Source organism: Murimonas intestini (assembly GCF_024622195.1).
Lineage (GTDB): Bacteria > Bacillota > Clostridia > Lachnospirales > Lachnospiraceae > Murimonas > Murimonas intestini.
This window is the reverse complement of sequence record NZ_JANKBI010000004.1, coordinates 178,097-200,178: the sequence shown is the minus strand read 5'-3', so window position 1 is coordinate 200,178 and position 22,082 is coordinate 178,097. Positions and strand designations below refer to the sequence as shown.

The window sequence follows — 22,082 nt, the reverse complement described above, 5'->3', positions numbered from 1 at the left end:
ATTATCCCTTCACAGCACCGGCAGTAACACCGGCCACAACATATTTTTGCATTACAATATAGAGAGCGGCAATGGGGATGATGGAAAAGGCCAGAGCCGTGAGCGCATAATCCCAGCGGTTCGAATGGATAGAAAAAAAGGAATATATGGCAATGGTCAGAGTTTTTTTGGACTGGCTGGATAACATAATGCTTGCCAGAGCATAGTCATTCCAGATCCACAGGGCGTAAAGCACTGCGATACTGGAGGTTATGGGCTTCATCAGCGGAAACACGATCCTGAAAAAAGTATTTACCGTAGAGGCCCCGTCGAGTCTGGCGGCCTCCTCAAGGCTTATGGGCACATTTTTGGCAAAGCCTTCATACATGAAAATTCCCATGGGGGCATACAGCGTGATCTGGATCCACATATATCCCCAGGTGGTGTCATTGATATGCAGAGCCGAAGCCAGCTTGGCAATGGGGATCATAAAAGTCTGGAATGGCACCAGCATGGAAGAAAGCAGCAGGACCGTAATGATCTTGCTCATTCTGGAATTGTCCCTGGTCAGCATCCATCCTGCCATGGAGCTTACAAGCACGGAAATGAGCACAACTCCCACAGCGATGATCAGCGTATTTTTTAATACAGTAAAATAGTGCATGTTCTGTATGACATAGCTGATATTATCAAGAAACAGGCTTTCAGGAAGCGTAAACGGGTTGACGATGATTTTTCCCAGAGGCTTGAACATATTCAGCAGAACCATCAGAACAGGCATTATATATAGGAGGCCCAGTGCAATGCTGACTATTTCCAGGACTAACCGCCCGATTTTTTTAATCACATCTCCACCTCCCTTTTCTTGGTAAACCCGGTCTGTATAAAAGTGACAGCTATGACAATGATTAAGAGTATCATGGCCTTGGCAGAACCGTAGCCCATTCTGTTTTCACTGAAGGCTGTTTTAAACACATCCAGCGCCATTCCCTGTGTAGCCCGGCCTGGTCCTCCGTCTGTCAGTGACAGGTTCATGTCAAACATCCTGAAGGCGCCTGCAATGGTGTTAAACAGGCAGATTGTGATTGAAGGCATCATGAGCGGGAGAGTGATCTTGAAAAAACGCTGGATCCTGCCGGCGCCGTCTATGGCTGCACTCTCATAATATCCCTTGTCAATAGACAGAAGCCCTGCAATATAAATGATCATATTATAACCGGCGCCCTGCCAGAGAGATACGATCAGGACGGCGATCCACGCTGTCTGCGGGGAGGCGAGGAGCTTTGTGCCCAGGATGCTTATCCCTGTTATCTTGCCAAGCTGAGGCACTGCCTGATTCAGTATAAATTTCCAGAGCATGCCTGCAACTACAGCGCAGATCACATTAGGAAGGAAAAAACAGGTGCGCATCCAGACAGAGCTTTTCAGGCGTCCCGTCACCCAGAGCGCAAATGCCATAGCCAGAAGGTTTGTCAATATGACACTGAAAAAAGCATATTTAAAAGTGAAAATGAGAGATGCAAAATAATTTTTATCACCAGTGAACAGCTTGATATAATTGTCCAGCCCTACAAATTTTTTAGCGTTGCTGATTCCATTCCAGTCATACAGGGAATAACCTATCCCCAGGATAATGGGCAGTAAATAAAACAAAAAAAAGGAACATAGAATCGGACCTACGAACAGTCCATAGTTCAGCCAGTATTTTTTATTCTTTTTCATTCCTGTCTCCTCCGGTATATTTAAACAGCGCGGGGACTTTCAGGAGCCATAAGTCCCCGCATCTTACATTATTCAGCAGTCATTTCTGTCCAGAGCTGGTCGATGGCACTGAGTACTTCTTCTCTGGAAGAATCACCTGATACGTATTTCTGGTATTCTTTTCCGGCGTTTTCACGGAAGGAGTCCGGCCATTTCTGCCACCACCACTTGTAGGTCATTCCGCTTTCCATATATGCCATGGTGGATTCAGAAAGTTTATTATTCCCCTCATAGGTCCATCCTTTAAAACATGGAACGATCTTATAGCCTGTCAGGAGTATTTCTTTGGCGGTATCGCTTGTGGTCACCCAATTGATAAAATCAATTGCAGCTTCCGGATGAGGTGAACCTTTTCCCACATGCCAGCACATATTGGCGTCAACGATCATTTTCGTATCTTCCGGATTTTCAGTAATAGGAAGGGCGAAGATGCCGCAGTCCAGTTCAGGATCGATGGGGTTTACAGTATCCCAGATCCAGTCTCCCTCAAAAGCCATGGCACATTCACCGGTGGCGAAGGCAGCGCAGGTTTCATTCCAGCCGTAGCTTAAGGAATCAGGCAGGCCATACTTCAGCATCAGGTCTATTACGTCAAAGGTGCGCTGCATCTGCTCATTATCGGAAAAGGTGGCTTCGCCGGCATACAGCTTGTCTGTAAAATCCTGTGTATCCGGGATATATGCATATCCTCCTGCACTCATCAATTGGCCAAGCAGCCAGGCATCGCCGAATTCATTGGCAAAAGGCGTGATTCCCGCGTCCTGTATCTGCTGGCAGAGGCTTTCCAGCTCAGAGAAGGTGGTGGGTATCTCCCAGCCGTTCTCCTGGAACATGGTCTTATTATAGACGATCCCCTCCCCGGCCATGGTAAAAGGCATTCCCACTACTTTTCCGTCCAGTGTTACACATTCCAGCGCTTCATCAGAAATACTTTCCACCCACGGCTGGTCAGAGAGGTCTGTGATGTAATCGGTATACGCCTTCATGACATTATAGCCTTCTGTATAGAAAATTTCAGGTATATTGCCCGCCTGAAGGTTTGTTTTCAGGTTTGTGCTGTCTGTGACAAGTTCAATAGTCACATTAGGATGCTCGTCCATATAAGCCTGGATAAGCTGTCCGGCGGCTTCCTGGTATTCTGGCTGTGCCTGTACGAAAGAAATCGTAACCGGTTCATCAGCTGCAAGGCTGGTAATTCCGGCTGACATTGTTGTACAGGAGACTGTTGAGAGTGCTAATAATACTGCTGTTGTTTTCTTTGACATAAGAAATCCTCCTCTTTTATTATATTTGATTTGTTAAATGTGAGAATATACTGGTGTCCCCCCTTTCGCAGCTATGCGGTAGTTTTCTGCTCTTTTAAACAGTTCTTCTTAAATACTTCCTGTATCCTCACAGCTATCTCTGATATACTGCCCTCCCCAAAGGATGCAACTGTTGTTTTTACAGTATTCTGGAGTGGTTTTGTCCACTTGTCTTCTATATTTTGTATTCCAATTGCTGCCCCCACAATACTGCCGGCTGTTCCGGCATTGCAGTCTGTATCCAGACCGCACATGACAGCTGTCGTGATTGTTTTTTCGTAATCGAGTTCGCCGTGCAGCAGTGCAAGCACGACAATTGCCAGATTGTTTATGGCCGCTGCAAACGGCAGTTCTGCGTATTGCTGATAAATTTTATCACAGACAGGTATCCAGTCCTGGCATTCCTGATACCATAACCTTACATTATGTACAGCCTCTGCTGCTCTCGACTTTGGCGGTATGACTGCCAGACCGCTGTCGAGTATCTGGTCTATGCCGGGCTGCTTTGTCAGTGCAGCGCTTATGCAGCCGGCAATAAACATGCCTGCATAAATGCCATTTTTTGTAAGACTAAAAGAGCAGTCCCTGTAAGCCAGTTTGGCAGCTCCAACAGGATCACCGGGATTCAGATATCCCCAGAGATCAGTTCGTATTTGTCCATCCAGGCATTCTCTCCAGGGATTCCATTTAGTCGGTATCTCTTGCAAATGTTGTTCTCTTTCCTGTCCTTCTTCCAGATTTATATAATTATAATAAGCCTGTCTGGATGAACACCAAAACCAACGGTATGGAATATTTTCTGTCCAGATCTGTCCTATCTGGTCGCTGGTAAATTGATATCCGTATTTTTCTGCCAGCAGCAATGCCAGGATCGTGTAGTGAACATCATCATCGGGCTGGACATAATGAATATGTCCCCTGGTGCTGGGGATGCAGTCCTCTCTCAGGTGGAGGTTAAGTTTTCTGGAGTAGCCTTCCACATAATCATCTAAAGGGTACTGACCGACACTTTCCAGATACTCCCTGACCTGACAGCGGTTCCAGCCTATCTCCAGGGGCTTTCCCAAAACAACCCCGGCAAAGCGTCCGTGAACTGCCCCTGATATTCTTTCACTGTATTCTTCTGGTGATAAAGCTTCCCAGTGTGGAATGGCGGAAAAAACTTTTTGGATCTCATCAAAGGTCTCAGGTTCCTGATAGGCGTAACCTGCCCGCAGTCCCTTCTGCCGGAGGTTCCACAGCTTTTCGTAGGCTTCCTTCCAGTATTCTTCCTCAGTTCCGTCAGAAATGCAGATATTTCCATCAGGGATAGGAAGCTGTTCTCCCGTGTGTGTGTCAGGCCTTAGTGCATCCTCAATCTGATAACCTTCCTGTAGAAGCTGAAAGAATTCTTCTTTATATAATACTTTCCAATTTGCGTATCCGGGCATCTGATACCACCTTTCTGAATTGCTTGTTTTTTGAAGATATATTTATTATAATGCTTATATATTCACTGATTCTATGCGGAAAAGGAGAAAAACTATGCAAAAAGTACGCTCAAATTCTTATATTTATTTTCAGGAAAACTTGAATGAGGATTTTCCTGTTTACTATGTCTTATGGACACAAAAGCACACTTCTTTGAATGATCTCCATTATCATAATTGCGCGGAAATCGGTATCTGCCTGAAAGGCAATGGTGTTTTCTTTATACGTGACAAGGTCTATCCTTTTCATAAAAATACGGTTTCCTTTATCAACGAGGGCCAGCCTCACATAGCCCAAAGTCCTGATTCCAATCCCAGCGAATGGATTTTCATCTTTTTTCAGCCAGAATACTGGAATCTGCCTGAACTGCCCAAAACACATGTCCTTACAAACCATAAAGAATACGTTACCTGTGTTAATATGCTGGTTAGTGAGCTGAACAGACCTGATGAACCTCTTGCCAGGAAAAGTATTGAGCATCTCCTTTCGCTTCTGACTATTGGTTTTTGCCGGTGCCAGGAGTCCAATAAAGGAGATCAGGAATTGCTGTCACAGGATTTTCATCTGATCTCACCGGCCATTAGTTATATCAGTCTGCATTATACAGATGAGATAACAGTAAACAAGATGGCAGAACTATGCGGCTTTTCTACAGGCCATTTTTCTAAGCTGTTCCGCCAGTCTACAGGAATGACTCCAAAGTCCTACCTGGATACTGTGCGTATTACCGTGTCAGAGAATTACCTCACGACAACGGAACTGCCTATTCTGGAAATTGCGGGTTTGTCGGGGTTTGGTACCCTGTCTTCTTTTAACAGGCTTTTTCAGCAGTGCCATCATCAGTCTCCGCGTGAATTCCGGAAACAACACCGTTAAATATACTCATTATTATAAGGGAGCGACAGCAGAAGACAATGGTTAAATTTAGCAGATACTTGTACAAAAACCACATTATCAGTTGTAAAATATGACTGTTTTGTTATAATGGAATATAGAAATATAGTGGAATTATAAGAAAAAGTATATAAAAATATTTGCAAATAAGAGGTGACATTTATGGAATATATTACTATAGCCACTCCGCCTTACCCGTTCTTTATCTATTCGGGGGATGCTTTATACAGACCCGGAGATTTTCACAGGAGACGTTCCGGCCTTGGATGTTTTGATCTGTTATTTGTGGAAAAGGGTGAGTTGTTTATGACAGACGGGCCTTTTTCGTATCATCTGAAGAAAAATGATATGCTGATCCTGCACCCGGACCGCACCCACTGGGGGCATAAACCCTGCCAGACTACCAGCTATTTTCACTGGCTGCATTTTTACAGCACGGAGTCTTATGAGTATACAGATACTATTTCCAGAAATCCACAGCTGCCTGGCCGGGAATTCAGGTTTTACCGGGTAGCCACCTCGACGCTGCTGCTCCCCTCACAGATGCATTTCTCAGAACCTGATGCTTCAAAATTTATAAGTCTTCTTCAAAGCCTGGAGTCTCTGTCCATTAACAGATACCAGCAGAGCGCCATGGTGGAAAAAAAGCTTGTAAATAATAACGCTCTGCAGAACCAGCTTCTTTTTGCAGAGCTGTTAATGATGCTGAATTTATCTAAAGAGGTCTCAGGCGGCAATGAAATCGCCTCGCTGGCCATGCAGTATTTAAAATCCCACTATGCCCGGGAGATCTCACTGGCTGAGGTGGCGGCGGCAGTAAACTGCCATTCATCCCATCTGATCCGCTGCTTTAAAAAAGCGTACCAGATGACTCCAAACGAAATGCTTAACAGCATCCGGATGCAGCAGGCTAAGATGCTTCTGGAAAGCAGCGGCTTGTCTTGCTCAGAGATTGCGGCGCAGACAGGTTATTCTTCCGCCTCTTATTTCAGCAAATTATTTAAAAAGCATTTTGGTATGTCACCCCAGGAATACCGGAACAGTAACTGAACTTTTTTCGTATTATTTGGCAGGTCTGTGTATTTACCATTTTTCACTCAATTGTGTCATACAGATATGAGTTCAGAATATTCTGCGGTGCGTCATAATAGAAACTGCTATTGTAATCATCAATCTTGTCACTGATAAAGGAATTGTAGGCAGCAAATAATGCTTCAATTACATCCATTTTCTTCTCACTTGCTATCCCGAGAATCAGGCGTTTGTACACTTTCCCTATGTCCCAATAGCTTGGAACAGCGTATTTTGCACGGGCCACATTATCAAACGTACCATGCTGTATTCTGGCGGATTGGATAAAGTCATCACTGACCCGCTCTATATTATCGCTGTGATAAATATCCGCCAGATTATATATTTTTTCTATAGATGCTTTTCCCAGAGCATTTACCACGTCAGACCGCCTGTTTTTTGTCTTTCGGGCAATGTATTCTATCAGACTGCAAGTGAAGAACAGATCATTATCTTTTGGATTTTCTCTTCCTGTCATTACTGCACCTCCTCAATTATTTCTTATCGTGCGAAGCACGCCGCTGCCGCTTAAAAACGTGTGCGATAATATTCCTGTGCCTTAGTATTCTGGTTATAAATGCTGTAATAGACATAATTGTCTGCATATCCAAGGACACTGCCTTTTACTGTTCCTATCTCTTTTGTACTGCCGTCTGATTCATTGAACTGGAACAAGACGGTGTTTTCCGGCTGGCCAGTGGATGAATAATAAAAACCGTTTTCACATTCACCTATAACAGAAAGCCCTGGTCCTGTAATAACGGCAGTTTCTGTCCCATCTTTCACATTAAGCTGTACAATGCGGCTTTCTTCTGCCCCATAGGAAAGAAGATAAATGTAATTGCTGTCAGCAAACACGGGCGTCTTCATTTTGCCGGGGGCAGTGCGGCTGATTTCTTTTTTTGTGCCTGTCTCTGTGTCAAGTTCAGTCAGGGACATGGCAGCATCAGGAATGCTGCCGGCCGGCTCGGCATGAGAGTAATAGACCTTGCTGCCATATGACAGGAGTCCGGAACCGCAGGCAGGGTCGATCTGCCGGGCCTCTCCCTTTTCTATATCTACTTCGTACAGCGGCCGGGTGCTCACATCTGTGCGCCCGCCAATATAGTAGAAATGGTCATTACAGAATATCATTTCTACATCACCCCACAGCTCAGGAAGACCTAGTTCTGAAACGGCCTGCGTGATAGAGTCATATTGGAGTATACTAAATTGCATTGCATTATCCGGCGCACTTGTGAAAAAGAACTTCTCACCAATCATTCCTATAGGATGTATTGGGCTGCTGTATTCCATAAGCAGCGTCTCGCTGCCATCAGCATAAGAACAATAGTAGAAGCCCTGGTCTTTTGTATAGTATAATCCTTCTTCTGCGGCAAGAAGATTGTAATCCATTTTGCCTGTGAGTTTATATTTTTCGCTGCCTTCATGATAAATGGTGATGCTGCTGCCCATTCTCATGCTTGTCCAGCCGTTGTGGTTTACATAGACAGAACCGGAAGAGAATCTGGCTGGCTGGAGTTCTTCCGCTGTGGCTGGCTGGAGCTCTTGTGCAGGTGCGGTGCCGGTATTATCTTTTTTGATAATAGTCAAGACAAGTATTACAAGTACGCAGACCATAATAACGCTGAGCACAGCTGACGTGATGATGAGGCCGTTTACGAGACGGCTTCCCGTAGCTTTTGTTTCCTTACTTCTAACGGACATAACATACCTCCTGATATGAAAACCTTATATGGCCATTATATACTACATAATATAAAAAATCAAAATAACTGTTTGGCTCTTCAGCGCAGGAGGACGGGTCACGTTACTATTCACACGTCACCGTCCCGCGAAGCGTGTTACTGGTCACAAAATCCCTGTAGGATGAGGGTGTAAATCCAGTAATCTCCTTGAACTTTCTGATAAAATAGCTCAGGTTATCAAAACCCACCAGCAGGCTGATCTCAAGTATAGTCATATCTGTGGAGGCCAGCCTTGTGCAGGCTTTTTCAATCCGGAAATTGTTCAGGTACTCTACAAAATTCCGTCCAAAGTTCTGCTTAAAATACCGTGAAAAATATTTGCCTGACATGTGGAATGCATCAGCAATATCCTCCAGATACAGCTTTTCATCGTAATGTTCCTGGATATAGGAAACGATTTCTTTCAGCTGCCTGTCTTTTCCGGCATTTGCTTTCTTGCCCATCTCCTCGGTGGTCAGAAGCAGTCTGTTCTGTATCAGACAGCTGATGATTTTCAGAAGGGAAGCCTTGACCCGCAGTTCATATCCCGGCAGTTTCCTGTCAAAAGTTTCAATGATATCCAGAAGCTCCTCGTATACTGGAACAGCAGCAAGGGAATCATGGGAAAGCAGTGTGGGGAAAAACAGCTCCTTGTCTGAGAGCGGATCCAGATAATTGCTCTGGGCGTAGTCATATCCGGCGAAGCATAAGAAATCCAGAGGGAAATCACACGCATGGTATAGCAGGCCGGGATCAGTGGAGGATATCTGGTGCAGCTCCCCCTGGTTCACAAACAGGATGTCACCTGCTTTTACAGGATATTCCCGTCCGCTGAGAAGGACCTGGGCACATCCCTTCTGGAAGCAGAGGATCTCTACCTCTCGGTGCCAGTGGGAAGTGACAAAAAGCGTGTCAGAGGGATTGATCATACGGTAAGTGGCAAAGGAAAACAGGGCCGTTCCGTGTGGTTTTATTTCATGCAGCTGCTTATCTACAGCAAGTGTACCTTCACTTTTCATTAGGTGCCTCCTGATGGTGGAAATAATGCTATCCAAAGGAGATATTTTGCAAGAAATATCAATTTAAGATGGATATAATGCAATTATAAGAGATGCAGGAGAAAAAGGCAAGGGCGGGATAAAAAGCCGCGAAAGTATCGCTGAAATGATAAAAAATAATTAAGGAGAATTTAAAATGGACAAAAAAATGAGAGTAGGAATTGTAGGCTGCGGTGGAATAGCAAGAGGAAAACATCTTCCGGCGATCAGAGAACAGGGAAATATAGAGGTTGCTGCATTCTGTGACCTGATCGAGGAGAGAGCAGTTGATTACAGAGAGAAATACGGCTGGCCGAATGCTAAGATTTTTACAGATTATAGAGAGATGCTCAAGGAAGATCTGGATGCAGTTTATGTATTGACTCCTAATAAAGCCCACAGCACGATCACCATCGACGCCCTTCATGCGGGAAAAAATGTTATGTGTGAAAAGCCTATGGCTAAGACAGCAGCTGATGCCAAGGCAATGCTGGATGCAGCTAAAGAGACGGGAAAGGTCCTGACTATCGGTTACCAGAACAGATACCGTCCGGATTCCACTTATCTGAAACGTTCCTGCGACAATGGTGACCTGGGTGATATTTATGTGGCTAAGGCTCATGCAATCAGGCGCCGCGCTGTCCCCACATGGGGAGTATTCCTGGATGAGGAAGCACAGGGAGGCGGCCCGCTTATCGATATCGGCACACATGCACTTGACCTGACACTCTGGATGATGGATAACTACCAGCCGGAATCAGTGATGGGCTCTGTATATAAGAAGCTGGGCGACCAGACTGAGACAGCCAATGCCTGGGGTGACTGGGATCCCAAGAAGTATACAGTAGAGGATTCCGCATTCGGTTTTATTAAAATGAAGAACGGTGCAACGATCATGCTGGAATCTGCCTGGGCGCTGAACAGCCTGGAGGTGGATGAGGCGAAGACAACACTTTGCGGTACAAAAGCAGGAGCTGATATGAAAGACGGACTGCGCATCAATTCTGTCAAATACAATAAGCAGATCGTGGAGAAACCGGAGCTGGATCCGGCAGGCGTGGCCTTCTATGACGGCAAGGGCGAGAACCCTGATGTGATCGAGCAGCAGGTATTCTATGATGCAGTCATGAATGGAAAAGACGTGGTTGTAAAGCCGGAGCAGGCATTTGTAGTCACACAGATCCTGGAAGCGATCTACCAGTCTGCCAGGACAGGAAAACCAGTATATTTTGACGAGAAATAACTATTATAGCAGGAGGAAGTAAAAATGAAATTAGGAGTATTTAATCCGGTACTTAATGACCAGTCTTTCGAAGAAGCATGTGCATATTTGGAAAGACATGGCGTTCAGATGATAGAAGTAGGATGCGGCGGCTTTCCGGGAAAAGCACACTGCGACCCGAAGGTTTTATTAAATGACGAGGCAAAGCTTCAGGAGTTTAAAGATACTCTTGAGAGGCATAACCTGACCATCAGCGGTTTCAGCTGTCATGGGAACCCGATCCATCCTGATAAAGAGACAGCCAAAAAGTTTGATGAGGACCTGACAGATGCTATCCTGCTCTGTGAGAAAATGGGTATTTCTATTCTGAATACATTCTCAGGCTGCCCGGGTTCTGATGAAATGGCCCAGAAGCCAAACTGGGTGACATGCTCCTGGCCGGAAGACTTCAGTGAGATCCTGGAGTGGCAGTGGGAGAAAGTGCTGATCCCATACTGGAAGGAGAAGGTGGCATTTGCAAAGGCTCACGGCGTAGATAAGATAGCTCTTGAGCTTCATCCGGGATTCTGTGTTTACAATACACATTCCCTTCTCCGTTTAAGGGAAGCGGTGGGCCCGGAGATCGGTGCAAATTTAGACCCGAGCCACCTGTTCTGGCAGCAGATGGATCCAATCGAAGTAGTGCGTGTTCTGGGTGAGGCAAATGCCATCTTCCACTTCCATGCAAAGGACACTCAGATCAATGAGCATATGTGCAGGATCAACGGCGTGCTGGATACTTCCTATTACGGAGACGCTCTGAAACGCTCCTGGTTCTTCCGTTCCATCGGATATGGCCATGATATGGGGTACTGGAAAAAGCTCATCTCTGAGCTGCGCATGGTGGGATATGACCATGTCATCAGCATTGAGCATGAGGACGGGCTTATGAGCCAGAATGAAGGGCTTGTGAAATCTATCGAAGCATTAAAGCAGATCATTATATTTGAAGACCCGGGAGAAATGTACTGGGCATAATACTATAGGACCGGATACCGAGACGGGATCTGGGCAAGGAGGAACGTAAAAGTGGCAGACAGGGATTTTACCATGGCTATAGTTGGATTTGGAGGCATGGGAAACTGGCACAGAGAACTGGTGGAGACGATTGACCATCTCCGTGTAAAAGGGATATATGACATCAAGGAAGAACGCAGGATATTTGCAAAGGAGTGCGGCCTCTATGCCTACAGCAGCCTGGAAGAGGTGCTCTCAGACAGTGAGATCGATCTGATCCTCTGCGCGACTCCCAACGACGTTCATAAGGAAGTTGTGATAAAGGCACTGCAGGCGGGAAAAAATGTGGTCTGTGAGAAGCCGGCTGCCATCACATCAAAGGATTTTGAAGAAATGATGGCAGCACAGAAGACAGCGCGTCTTTTTGTACATCAGAACCGCAGATGGGATGAGGACTACCTGACAGTGAGGAATATACTGGAGCAGAAAATGCTGGGACCGGTATTCAAGATCGAGTCCAGAGTCCACGGCTCCAGGGGAATCCCGGGAGACTGGAGAGGCTGCAGGGAACATGGCGGCGGCATGGTCCTGGACTGGGGTGTGCATATCCTGGATCAGGCTCTGCAGATGATTGACGGAAAAGTAAAAAAGGTATATGCTGAACTTACAAACGTTACAAATGAAGTGGTAGACGATGGATTCACAGCCACACTTTTCTTTGAAAACGGTCTTGTATTTATGCTTGAGGTAGGAACCAGCAATTTCATAAACCTTCCCCGGTGGTACGTGCTGGGCAGAGACGGAAGCGCAGTTGTGCGTGACTGGGATCTGAGCGGCGAGGTGGTACGTGTCACAAACTGGGACAAGAATGATGCAGTTCCGGTGAAGACAGCGGCAGGGCTGACAAAGACTATGGCACCCAGGACCGAGGATACGATTTGCACAGAACCGCTCCCGGTAGTTCACAGTGACATCCGGGACTATTACAGGAATGTAATGGGGACTATATCAGGAGATGCAGAGCAGATCGTCAAAAATGAGGAAGTGCTCCGTGTCCTGAAGCTGATGGAAGCTATTTTCCGGTCAGCAGAACTGAATCAGACAGTAGATTTTGAATAACAGCAGCTAAGTCTGCACATAGTAAAGATACAGGCACAAAAAAGTGCCCGGCTGGCAGGGATGCTTCCGGTCCGGCTCTTGAGCTTCAGGTATGAGGCTTAAGGGGCGGGCTGGAAGCTATACCTGTATTTAGGCGCTGCAGGAAGACGAAAGGAGAAACGGTATGGATACGGCGATGAATTATGAGAGGGCGAAACAGTGGATTCTGGCGGAGGACCGGTTCACACCTGAGAGCCTGGGAAAATGCGAGTCTGTCATGTGTCTGGGGAATGGATATATGGGGCTGCGCTCCGCACTTGAAGAAGAGTATGTAAATGAGAAAAGGGATTTATTTATCGCAGGTACGTTTAATAAATTTGACGAATCTGAGGTTACAGAACTGCCTAATGCTGCTGATGTGACATCTATGGAGCTGCATTTAAAAAGCGAGCGCTTCAGCTTGGAATCAGGGCGCATAGAGAATTACGAGAGGTTCCTGAACCTGAAGACAGGTGAGCTTGTCAGGAATGTCATCTGGATCTCTCCCAGGGGCAAAAGGGTCCGCCTGACTTTTAAGAGGATCGTGTCCATGAAAAGGATGCATGTCATAGCGCAGCAGGTGAGTATCACGCCCCTTAACAGAGATATGAAGATACGTCTCCGTACCGGTATTGACGGGCAGGTGACGAACAGCGGCGCACAGCATTTTTCAGAGGGTGAGAAGAGATTCTATGACCATAAATATATGCAGTACGTCTCAAGGACAACTGAGAGCGGCATCACCTTTGTGACAAATTCGGCTGTGAAGCGGGAGGGCTTCGGCAGCGGCGAAGAAGGCCGAATAGGTATGGGAAGGCGCCATGTATACTGTGATTATGAGTGGGATGCAGCCATGGATGAGACAGTTACTTTTGAAAAGATATCAAATGTCCATACGCTGAGGGATTTAGAGCACGCAGGACGGACGGTGCAGGAGCTTCAGGAGGAGTCTGTGCGTGAACTTCAGGAGGCGCTTAAATGCGGCTATGACATCCTGGCCAGAGAAAGTGCTGCTGCCTGGGAGGAAAAGGTGTGGAGCCGGGCCAGGATAAGTATTGATTCTGAAAACGAGCTGGATGAGCTTGCGGTCCGCTTTGCACAGTACCATATGGCAGTAATGACGCCGGCTCACGATGAGAGGATGAATATCGGGGCAAAGGGCCTTTCAGGTGAGGGATACAAGGGACATACATTCTGGGATGCAGATATTTTTGTGCTTCCTTATTTCACCTTCACTTTTCCTGAAACAGCCAGGAAGCTTGTGAAATACCGCTACCTTACACTTCCGGGTGCACACAAGAAGGCGCAGGAGAATGGTTACGCAGGGGCGCAGTTTCCATGGGAATCGGCATGGTATGATGACGGTGAGGTGACGCCTGCTTTCGGGGATGTGGACATAGTGACAGGCAGGCCTCAGACTATCTGGTCAGGCAAGATTGAGCAGCACATCACCTCAGACGTAGTGTTTGCCATGTGGCAGTATTATCAGGCGGCAGGGGACCAGGCCTTCATGGATGACTATGGGTATGAGCTTCTGTTTGACACGGCAGTGTTCTGGGCCTCCAGGCTGGAGTACAGTGCAGATGACGGGAAATACCACATCAATAATGTGATTGGCCCTGATGAATATAAAGAGCATGTAAACGACAATGCCTACACAAATTATATGGCCTGGTGGAATCTGAACAAAGCTGTCAGCTGCTATGAAGAGCTGTCAGAGGAAAAGCCGGGGCTTCTTGGGAAACTGTCAGAGAAGCTTAACCTGGAGTCATATTATGAAAAGTGGCGGGAACTGGCCGGAAAGATATATCTGCCCCAGCCGGGAGCAGATCTTGTCATTCCCCAGGATGCTTCTTACCTTACCCTTGAGGATATCGACCTGACAAAATATAAAGAGCAGGAAGAGGTGCTGCTCATCTACAGGGATTATAATGCTGAGCAGATTAACAAGCTGCAGGTTTCAAAGCAGGCTGATATAATGATATTGTTCTATCTGCTGGAGAATTATTTCACAGATGAAGTGAAAAAGGCCAACTGGAATTATTATGAGCCCAGGACGCTTCACGATTCATCATTGTCACTTTCTACACACTGTATACTGGCAAATGATATCGGAGACAGGGATATGGCCTACAGCCTGTACCAGAAATCTTTGAATATAGATATGGGACCCTTCATGAAGAGCTCAGACGGAGGAATCCATTCTGCATCTATCGGAGGCATCTGGCAGTCTGTAGTATTCGGATTCGGAGGAGTGCGCGTCCTTGAAGGAAATCTGAGGATACGTCCAAGCCTGCCCAAGAAGTGGAGGAAACTTTCTTTCCATCTGAACTGGCATGGGCAGGATCTTTTCTTTACAGTGACAAAGGAATCAGTGAAGATAGAAAACAGGACGAGAGTGAAGGCAGCTGATATTGAGATAGCAGGAAAAGTATATCAGGTATTTGATGAGATAGAAGTAAGTACAGAGAGGTGAGGTTAAAAGAATGGCAGAGACGGCAGCATTAGTGAACGGTTATACTGTAACTCCGGTAGATAAAGATACCTGGCGGATAACAGATATCTTTCAGGATTATATGTATCTTGTCCAGGGAAAGGAGAGGGCGGCCCTGATCGATACGGGAATGGGGCAGCCCGGGCTCTCCCGGGTCGTGTCTGCCCTGACAGACAGGCCTGTGATCGTCCTGAACACCCACGGGCACCTGGATCATGTGGGATGCAACCAGGAATTTGATACAATATACATGCATCCCTCTGACAGGGAGGTGCTCGGGCAGCACAGGAGCCAGGCATACAGGGAGAAAATAAGGAGCCTTGCCGGGGACGCAGGGCTGGTACTGACTGAGGAAGAACTGCAGAGTATAATCTGTCTGGGAGACCAGAGTGAGCCCCGGCCCCTTCAGGACTGCCAGATGATAGAGCTGGGCGGCAGAAAACTGGAAGTGATCCATACACCGGGGCATACAGGGGGCAGCGTCTGTTTTCTGGATGAAGATGCGCGCCAGCTGTTTTCAGGGGATACAATCTGCCACTTGGGTGTTATGCTCTCTTTCCCGGAATCTGTGCCGGTATCCGGTTTTGCGGACACTGTCAGAAAGCTGAAGGCCAGGGAAAGGCAGATAGAGAAAATCTATCCGGGGCATCATGCAGTACCTTTGGACTGCGGGTATTTTGACCAGTATCTGGAGTGTGCGGCGCGCCTTTTAAATGATCCTGAGGGCGGGACGGCTGAGCATTCCGTTTTTGATGATTTCTACAGATATTTTTATAAAGATGTCAGTCTCACATATAAAACAGTGGAGTGATATAAAAGAGAAGGAGAATTAAAATGAGAACTATGAATCTTGGAAGGACTAAAGCCCAGGTACCTGTAATTGCCGTGGGATGCATGAGGTTAAATGGGCTGGAGGAGAGGGAGGCTGAGAGATTTATAAATGGCGCAATGGAGCTTGGGCTGAATTTCTTTGACCATGCCGATATCTATGGAAAAGGGGCATGTGAGGAGCTGTTTGCTAAAGCTGTACATATGGACAGCCGGAAAAGGGAGAAGATGATCCTGCAGTCAAAGTGCGGTATACGTCCGGGAGTAGCATTTGATTTTTCTAAAAAATATATCCTGGAATCCGTGGACGGGATCCTGAAGAGACTTGATACAGAATATCTGGACGTTCTTGTTCTCCACCGCCCTGATGCGCTGATGGAGCCGGAGGAAGTGGCTGAAGCCTTTGACAGCCTGGAGCAGTCAGGCAAGGTGAGGCACTTTGGCGTATCCAACCAGAAGCCCATGCAGATACAGCTGCTACAGAAATATGTAAAACAGCCTGTGGCTGTAGATCAGCTGCAGTTTGGGATATGCCATGCAGGTATGATAACCCAGGGCATTCATGTGAATATGGAGGATGACGCGGCTGCAGACAGGGATGGAAGTGTTCTGGATTTCTGCCGTTTGAATGATATCACTATACAGGCGTGGTCGCCGTTCCAGTATGGTTATTTTGACGGTGTCTTTTTTGGAAGTGAGAAATATCCAAAACTCAACAAGGTGATAGATGAGACAGCAGAAAACTATGGGGTCAGCGCAACTACAATAGCGGCGGCATGGATACTGCGCCACCCTGCGGGGATCCAGATAGTCTCAGGCACTATGAATGCCGGAAGGCTGGAGGAAATAGCGCAGGCAGCAGATATCCGCCTGACAAGGGAAGAGTGGTACAGGATCTATATGGCAGCAGGGAATATCCTTCCATAAGCAGGAATCCCGTTACATTATACAAAAAATACTGGAAAATTTGTGGAAAATGCCATCAGCTATAGTACTTGACTTTCCAGTAGGGGTGGGATATACTGATTAAACGATTTAACATTAACTATTAATTTTAAAGAAAGGAGGCAGGCAAGATGAAAAACACTAGTAAATTATACGCGGCATCCGCGGCAGGATTATTATCTAACAGAATAGCGTTTAAGAAACTGGAAATTCAGCGGACATTTTGCCTGCCTGTTTAACTGGCTTCCACAGAGTAATAAGCATGATTATGCCAAGATGAAGTGCATATCGTGCAAAAAAGGCATCTTTGCGGCTGTGGCGGATAGAAGGATAAATAGGGTATTAATGCGCTCCTGGGTTAACCGGGGGCGCTTTTTATTAGGGGAATTCTTCGGAAAACCCTGACTCCATAAGAAAACACAACGAAGGAAAACGGGAGGGAAAAATTAATGGAGAAGAGAAAAACGGGGAAGTTACATGTGATTACCCGGTTCCTGAAAGGAAATCTGCACATGTTTGTACTGGTATTAGTATTTTCTATGCTGAATACCGTGTTTAACTCATTAACGCCTCAGATCGTCAGGATATCTGTGGATTCGGTCATAGGCGGGGAGCCTTATAATCTTCCGGGCTGGCTGATAACGGCCCTGAATCTGGAGGCTCTGAGGGGCAGCGGGTGGCAGGTGCTTCTGCTGGCAGGCGCTGCTATTATGGTGACGGCCATTATATCCGGCCTCTGTAATTACGTGAGCAAGATGGAGATGGCAAAAGGCTCAGAGGGGTTTGTAAAAGGCATCAGGGACCAGCTCTATGCACATATCCAGAAGCTGCCTTTCTCCTGGCATGTGAAGCATCAGACAGGTGAGATCATCCAGAGATGTACTTCTGACGTGGAAGTGATAAGGAACTTTGTGTGTAACCAGATGGTAGAAGTGTTCAGACTGGTATTTTTAATTGCCCTGTACATGGGGATCATGTTTTCCATGAATGTAAAGATCACATTGGTGGCATTGGCCTTCATCCCGGTGATCATCGGGTACTCGGGCTTCTTCTATTCCAGGATAGCAAAGAGGTTCCTTTCAGCCGATGAGGCTGAGGGAGAGCTCTCCAGCACAGTCCAGGAGAATCTGACAGGAGTGCGTGTTGTCAGGGCCTTCGGGCGTGAGAAATTTGAGATCCAGAGATTTGACGAGAAGAATGAGAAGTTTGCAAACCTGTGGATCAGGCTGGGGAGGCTTATGAGCGCCTACTGGGGTATTGGGGATTTGATTACTGGGCTTCAGATACTGACAGTTATCTGTGTAGGTGTCATGTCCTCAGTAAACGGAGATATCTCCCTGGGAGAATTCCTGGCATTCGTATCCTACAATTCAACTTTGATCTGGCCTGTGAGAGGGCTTGGACGTATCCTGTCTGAAATGAGTAAGGCGGGAGTATCCATCGACAGGGTCGCATATATACTTGACTCCGAGGAGGAGCAGGACCCGGCTGACGCACTTACGCCGCCCATAGACAGGGACATTAAATTTGAACATATTAATTTTTCATACGGCACAGGCTATCCGGTGCTCAAGGATGTAAACTTTACTATCCCTGCGGGGAAGACCTTTGCGATACTGGGAGGAACAGGAAGCGGAAAATCCACGCTTGTCCACCTGCTGAACAGGCTGTATGACCTGCCTGCTGAATGCGGCAGGATCACCATAGGCGGAGTGGATATTGCAGATATGAGCAGGGAGCACCTGCGCAGGAACATCGGGATGGTGCTGCAGGAGCCGTTCCTTTTCTCAAGAGGGATTGCGGACAATATAGCGATCACCAGAGAAGAGGTAAGACATGAGGAGATAAGGGAAGCAGCCAGGATCGCATGCGTGGATGATTCTATCCAGAATTTCCACCACGGATATGAGACTATAGTAGGTGAGAGAGGCGTTACCTTATCAGGAGGGCAGAAGCAGAGGGTGGCTATAGCCAGAATGCTTATGCAGAAGGCCCCGATCATGGTATTTGATGATTCACTCTCCGCAGTGGACGCTGAGACAGATGCAAAGATCAGGGAGGCCCTGCAGGAAGAGATGGGCAAAGCCACAGTGATACTGATCTCCCACAGGATCACAACACTTATGCAGGCAGACTGCATTCTTGTGCTGGATGACGGGAAAGTGGCACAGATGGGCACACATCAGGAACTTATTAATCAGGATGGCATCTATAAGTGCATCTATGACATTCAGATGAACAGTGAAGACAGAAAAGAGCTGTTTTCTGAAGAACTGCCTGAAAGCTGCAAATACTGCAATAAGGCAGCTGTGAAATAAAGGAGGAGCTTATGCGCTACGAGGAACAGGAATTTACAAAATCCTTTGACATAAAAATATGGAAAAAGGTCCTGCCTTTTATTATGAATTTTAAAGGTATATTATTTATGGTTATTGCGCTGAACTTGTTCTGCGCTCTGGCGGATATCGCACTGCCGCTTTTCCAGCGCTATGCCATTGATAATTTTATAGAAGAGAAGACACTCTCAGGGCTTGGCGTATTTGCAGCGGCCTATGCTGTTGTCATTGGGCTGCAGGCATTGAGCGTTATCTTCTTTACAAGGGGAAGCATGAAGATCGAGATGCGCCTGGGCAGGGATATGAAAAAGGCGTGTTTTGAGCATCTGCAGACATTGTCCTTCTCCTACTATAACGTGACTCCGGTGGGTTACATACTGGCCAGGGTCATGAACGACACGAATAAGATTGCAGGTCTTGTCGCCTGGAACATGGTGGATATGCTGTGGGCATCATCCTATGTAATCGGTGTATTTATTGCCATGCTGCTGCTGAACTGGAAACTGGCGCTGATCGTTATGCTGATCGTTCCGGCCATTGCTGTTTTGACTGTATATTTCCAGAACCGCATACTGAACTGGAACAGGAAGGTAAGAAAGATCAATTCCAGGATCACCAGCGCCTACAATGAGGGGATCATGGGGGCCAAGACCTCCAAGACTCTTGTCATTGAGGAGAAGAATGCGGGAGAGTTTCAGGAGCTTACGCAGGAAATGCGTGTGGCAGGCGTTCGCGCCGCAAGGCTTTCAGCCATCTATCTTCCCCTTGTACTTTTCTTCAGCTCACTGGCTACAGCCGTAGTGCTGGCAAAGGGCGGCAACATGGTGCTTGATAATCTGCTCATGATTGGTACATTGTCCGCTTTCTCTTCTTATGCGGTAGGGATTTTTGAGCCTATCCAGCAGCTGGCCAGGAACCTGGCAGAGGTGATCTCTGTGCAGGCAAATATAGAACGTGTGGCGGGCCTTTTGGAAGAAGAGCCAAAGATCACGGATACGCCGGAGGTAATCGAAAAATACGGAGATTCCTTTGAGCCGAAGAAAGAGAACTGGGAGGAATTAAAAGGAGACATTGAATTTAAGGATGTATCCTTCCATTATCCGGACGGAAATGAAGAGGTGCTCAGCCACTTCAACCTGAAGATACCGGCAGGAACTACAGTCGCTATCGTAGGTGAGACAGGCGCCGGCAAGAGTACTCTTGTAAATCTGGCCTGCAGGTTCTTCGAGCCCACCGGGGGGCAGATCCTCATCGACGGAAGAGACTACAGGGAGCGGAGCCAGCTGTGGCTGCACAGCAATATCGGCTATGTGCTGCAGAACCCCCATCTCTTTTCAGGTACGGTCATGGACAATATACGCTATGGAAACCTGGAAGCTACAGATGAGCAGATTATTGCGGCAGCAAAAGCGGTATCTGCAGACCAGGTAGTAGAGAAGCTGGAAAAGGGATACCAAAGTGATGTAGGCGAGGGCGGCGACATGCTGTCCACAGGTGAAAAGCAGCTCATATCCTTTGCCAGAGCAGTGCTGGCAGATCCCAGGATATTCGTTCTGGATGAGGCGACCTCATCTATTGATACCCAGACAGAGCAGCTGATCCAGAATGCTACCCTGCAGCTGCTGGAGGGAAGGACGTCCTTCCTTATAGCCCACAGGCTGTCCACCATACGCCAGGCAGATGTGATACTGGTGGTGAAGGACGGCCGGATCATTGAGCAGGGAACACACAAGGAGCTGCTGAAGAAGAAGGGATATTATCATGACCTGTACAGCAAGCAGTTCATGGAGGAGTCTGCTCAGAGGATACTGGCATAGTGAGATTGGAACGGATGCCTGCAGGGCATATGGCCCTAATATGTGTATTAAAATAAGGTGTGTGTATGGAACGACGGGTTGAGATAGAGGTTTCACATGAAGATGAGGGGCGGACAATTGAAAAGATGCTCACAGAAAGGCTGGGGCTTACAAGAAAACAGGTAAGCCAGGCTAAATTCCGGAGCGGCGGCATCTGTGTCAATGGTGTCAGGCAGAGGGTGAACTGCAGAGTGCATGAAAATGACAGACTGCAGGTGCTTTTGGAGGAGGAATCCACCTCCTCCGCACATCTGGTACCCTTGGATGTGCCGCCGGATATACTGTATGAAGATCAGGACCTGCTGGTGGCGGACAAGCCGGCAGGTCTTGTTGTACATCCGTCTCCCGGACATTATGGGGATTCTCTGGCTAATATGCTGGTCAGTTATTTTGAAAACAAAGGCAGCCATGTTATGATACGCCCTGTGGGGCGTCTGGACAGGGAGACGTCAGGAATCATGGTCTTTGCAAAAAACCAGGCCGCGGCCTCCCGGCTGGAGAGGCAGAAGGCGGAAGGAATCTATAAAAAAGAATATCTGGCCCTGGCATCCGGCTGTCCGGAAAAGAAATCCGGGGAGATCAGACAGCCCGTCAGGAGGATTCCGGGGGAGCTGATGAAAATGGAAGTATCACCCTTTGGGAAGGATGCATGGACAGAATACGAGATATTAGAAGAATACAGAATTGAGAAAGAACATATGAGGGCAGCGGCTTCTCTTGTAAGGCTTGAGCTTCATACGGGAAGGACACACCAGATCAGGGTACATATGGCATATATGGGGCACCCTCTGCTGGGAGACACTTTATACGGGACAGACAGTCTGCAGCGGAAAAGTGCGGGGGGAGGCGCTGCAGGTTTAATAAGAAGAGCAGCCCTTCATGCATCAGGGGTGACGCTCATCCAGCCTTTTACAAAAGAAAGATTGTGTTTTAACGCCCCCTTCCCTGAGGATATGAAGCGCTGCGTAGATTCTTTCCTTTGCAGGACAATATAAGTATTGCAGTTATTCGCTGTATCAGGAGGA

The 22,082-nt window shown here is 47.1% G+C and carries 18 protein-coding genes; 11 read left to right on the top strand and 7 right to left on the bottom strand.

Annotation, left to right across the window (positions count from 1 at the left end):
• Window position 1: 1 nt before the first annotated feature.
• The 4 genes from NSB28_RS08745 to NSB28_RS08730 form a co-directional block, all read right to left on the bottom strand.
• The gene (locus tag NSB28_RS08745; RefSeq protein ID WP_109626536.1) at window positions 2-826 is read right to left on the bottom strand and encodes a carbohydrate ABC transporter permease; all 825 of its coding nucleotides are present in this window, start codon (window positions 824-826) and stop codon (window positions 2-4) included.
• Window positions 823-1,701, bottom strand: a complete 879-nt coding sequence (locus tag NSB28_RS08740) for a carbohydrate ABC transporter permease (protein ID WP_109626535.1) — start codon at window positions 1,699-1,701, stop codon at window positions 823-825. Before NSB28_RS08740 ends, NSB28_RS08745 begins: the two co-directional genes overlap by 4 nt.
• Before the next feature lie 68 nt (window positions 1,702-1,769).
• Window positions 1,770-3,005, bottom strand: a complete 1,236-nt coding sequence (locus NSB28_RS08735; RefSeq protein ID WP_109626534.1) for an ABC transporter substrate-binding protein — start codon at window positions 3,003-3,005, stop codon at window positions 1,770-1,772.
• A gap of 71 nt (window positions 3,006-3,076) precedes the next feature.
• Window positions 3,077-4,474 (bottom strand): ADP-ribosylglycohydrolase family protein, encoded by a 1,398-nt coding sequence (locus NSB28_RS08730; RefSeq protein WP_109626533.1) that lies wholly within the window; start codon window positions 4,472-4,474, stop codon window positions 3,077-3,079.
• Window positions 4,475-4,568: 94 nt separating this feature from the next.
• On the opposite strand from NSB28_RS08730, the gene NSB28_RS08725 reads away from it, so the two are divergent.
• The gene (locus tag NSB28_RS08725) at window positions 4,569-5,390 is read left to right on the top strand and encodes an AraC family transcriptional regulator (RefSeq protein WP_257497645.1); all 822 of its coding nucleotides are present in this window, start codon (window positions 4,569-4,571) and stop codon (window positions 5,388-5,390) included.
• 180 nt (window positions 5,391-5,570) lie between these two features.
• On the top strand, window positions 5,571-6,458 hold the full coding sequence (locus NSB28_RS08720) for a helix-turn-helix transcriptional regulator (protein WP_109626531.1): 888 nt from the start codon (window positions 5,571-5,573) through the stop codon (window positions 6,456-6,458).
• 43 nt (window positions 6,459-6,501) lie between these two features.
• Here NSB28_RS08720 and NSB28_RS08715 read toward each other — a convergent pair whose 3' ends face one another.
• The 3 genes from NSB28_RS08715 to NSB28_RS08705 all read right to left on the bottom strand — a co-directional run bounded on the left by NSB28_RS08715 (window position 6,502) and on the right by NSB28_RS08705 (window position 9,225).
• Entirely contained in the window at window positions 6,502-6,957 is a 456-nt protein-coding gene (locus NSB28_RS08715; RefSeq protein ID WP_109626530.1) for a hypothetical protein, read from the bottom strand.
• Window positions 6,958-7,007: 50 nt separating this feature from the next.
• Complete coding sequence (locus tag NSB28_RS08710) at window positions 7,008-8,186, bottom strand: DUF5050 domain-containing protein (protein ID WP_109626529.1); 1,179 nt, start codon at window positions 8,184-8,186, stop codon at window positions 7,008-7,010.
• 106 nt (window positions 8,187-8,292) lie between these two features.
• Complete coding sequence (locus NSB28_RS08705) at window positions 8,293-9,225, bottom strand: AraC family transcriptional regulator (RefSeq protein ID WP_109626528.1); 933 nt, start codon at window positions 9,223-9,225, stop codon at window positions 8,293-8,295.
• Window positions 9,226-9,400: 175 nt separating this feature from the next.
• On the opposite strand from NSB28_RS08705, the gene NSB28_RS08700 reads away from it, so the two are divergent.
• From NSB28_RS08700 to NSB28_RS08660, 9 genes are all read left to right on the top strand, one after another.
• Complete coding sequence (locus tag NSB28_RS08700) at window positions 9,401-10,486, top strand: Gfo/Idh/MocA family protein (RefSeq protein WP_109626527.1); 1,086 nt, start codon at window positions 9,401-9,403, stop codon at window positions 10,484-10,486.
• A gap of 24 nt (window positions 10,487-10,510) precedes the next feature.
• A complete protein-coding gene (locus NSB28_RS08695) occupies window positions 10,511-11,482 on the top strand; it encodes a sugar phosphate isomerase/epimerase family protein (protein ID WP_109626526.1) in 972 nt (323 codons plus the stop codon).
• Between the two features lie 51 nt (window positions 11,483-11,533).
• On the top strand, window positions 11,534-12,580 hold the full coding sequence (locus NSB28_RS08690; RefSeq protein ID WP_257497646.1) for a Gfo/Idh/MocA family protein: 1,047 nt from the start codon (window positions 11,534-11,536) through the stop codon (window positions 12,578-12,580).
• 163 nt (window positions 12,581-12,743) lie between these two features.
• Window positions 12,744-15,074, top strand: a complete 2,331-nt coding sequence (locus tag NSB28_RS08685; protein WP_109626525.1) for a glycoside hydrolase family 65 protein — start codon at window positions 12,744-12,746, stop codon at window positions 15,072-15,074.
• 10 nt (window positions 15,075-15,084) lie between these two features.
• Window positions 15,085-15,903, top strand: coding sequence for an MBL fold metallo-hydrolase (locus NSB28_RS08680; RefSeq protein ID WP_109626524.1), 819 nt, complete (start codon window positions 15,085-15,087; stop codon window positions 15,901-15,903).
• A 23-nt stretch (window positions 15,904-15,926) separates the two neighbouring features.
• Window positions 15,927-16,847 (top strand): aldo/keto reductase, encoded by a 921-nt coding sequence (locus NSB28_RS08675; protein ID WP_109626523.1) that lies wholly within the window; start codon window positions 15,927-15,929, stop codon window positions 16,845-16,847.
• A gap of 467 nt (window positions 16,848-17,314) precedes the next feature.
• Complete coding sequence (locus NSB28_RS08670; RefSeq protein ID WP_109626522.1) at window positions 17,315-19,183, top strand: ABC transporter ATP-binding protein; 1,869 nt, start codon at window positions 17,315-17,317, stop codon at window positions 19,181-19,183.
• 11 nt (window positions 19,184-19,194) lie between these two features.
• On the top strand, window positions 19,195-21,018 hold the full coding sequence (locus NSB28_RS08665; RefSeq protein WP_109626521.1) for an ABC transporter ATP-binding protein: 1,824 nt from the start codon (window positions 19,195-19,197) through the stop codon (window positions 21,016-21,018).
• Window positions 21,019-21,083: 65 nt separating this feature from the next.
• Window positions 21,084-22,052: an RluA family pseudouridine synthase gene (locus NSB28_RS08660; protein WP_109626520.1), complete on the top strand. Its 969-nt coding sequence runs from the start codon at window positions 21,084-21,086 to the stop codon at window positions 22,050-22,052.
• The last annotated feature ends 30 nt before the right edge of the window (window positions 22,053-22,082 follow it).

What these genes read in the sequence shown, in the direction of transcription:
- NSB28_RS08740 (WP_109626535.1), bottom strand. Translation starts at nt 1,701, where the DNA reads ATGAAAAAGAATAAAAAATACTGGCTGAACTATGGACTGTTCGTAGGT.
- NSB28_RS08735 (WP_109626534.1), bottom strand. Translation starts at nt 3,005, where the DNA reads ATGTCAAAGAAAACAACAGCAGTATTATTAGCACTCTCAACAGTCTCC.
- NSB28_RS08730 (WP_109626533.1), bottom strand. Translation starts at nt 4,474, where the DNA reads ATGCCCGGATACGCAAATTGGAAAGTATTATATAAAGAAGAATTCTTT.
- NSB28_RS08725 (WP_257497645.1), top strand. Translation starts at nt 4,569, where the DNA reads ATGCAAAAAGTACGCTCAAATTCTTATATTTATTTTCAGGAAAACTTG.
- NSB28_RS08720 (WP_109626531.1), top strand. Translation starts at nt 5,571, where the DNA reads ATGGAATATATTACTATAGCCACTCCGCCTTACCCGTTCTTTATCTAT.
- NSB28_RS08715 (WP_109626530.1), bottom strand. Translation starts at nt 6,957, where the DNA reads ATGACAGGAAGAGAAAATCCAAAAGATAATGATCTGTTCTTCACTTGC.
- NSB28_RS08710 (WP_109626529.1), bottom strand. Translation starts at nt 8,186, where the DNA reads ATGTCCGTTAGAAGTAAGGAAACAAAAGCTACGGGAAGCCGTCTCGTA.
- NSB28_RS08705 (WP_109626528.1), bottom strand. Translation starts at nt 9,225, where the DNA reads ATGAAAAGTGAAGGTACACTTGCTGTAGATAAGCAGCTGCATGAAATA.
- NSB28_RS08700 (WP_109626527.1), top strand. Translation starts at nt 9,401, where the DNA reads ATGGACAAAAAAATGAGAGTAGGAATTGTAGGCTGCGGTGGAATAGCA.
- NSB28_RS08695 (WP_109626526.1), top strand. Translation starts at nt 10,511, where the DNA reads ATGAAATTAGGAGTATTTAATCCGGTACTTAATGACCAGTCTTTCGAA.
- NSB28_RS08685 (WP_109626525.1), top strand. Translation starts at nt 12,744, where the DNA reads ATGGATACGGCGATGAATTATGAGAGGGCGAAACAGTGGATTCTGGCG.
- NSB28_RS08680 (WP_109626524.1), top strand. Translation starts at nt 15,085, where the DNA reads ATGGCAGAGACGGCAGCATTAGTGAACGGTTATACTGTAACTCCGGTA.
- NSB28_RS08675 (WP_109626523.1), top strand. Translation starts at nt 15,927, where the DNA reads ATGAGAACTATGAATCTTGGAAGGACTAAAGCCCAGGTACCTGTAATT.
- NSB28_RS08670 (WP_109626522.1), top strand. Translation starts at nt 17,315, where the DNA reads ATGGAGAAGAGAAAAACGGGGAAGTTACATGTGATTACCCGGTTCCTG.
- NSB28_RS08665 (WP_109626521.1), top strand. Translation starts at nt 19,195, where the DNA reads ATGCGCTACGAGGAACAGGAATTTACAAAATCCTTTGACATAAAAATA.
- NSB28_RS08660 (WP_109626520.1), top strand. Translation starts at nt 21,084, where the DNA reads ATGGAACGACGGGTTGAGATAGAGGTTTCACATGAAGATGAGGGGCGG.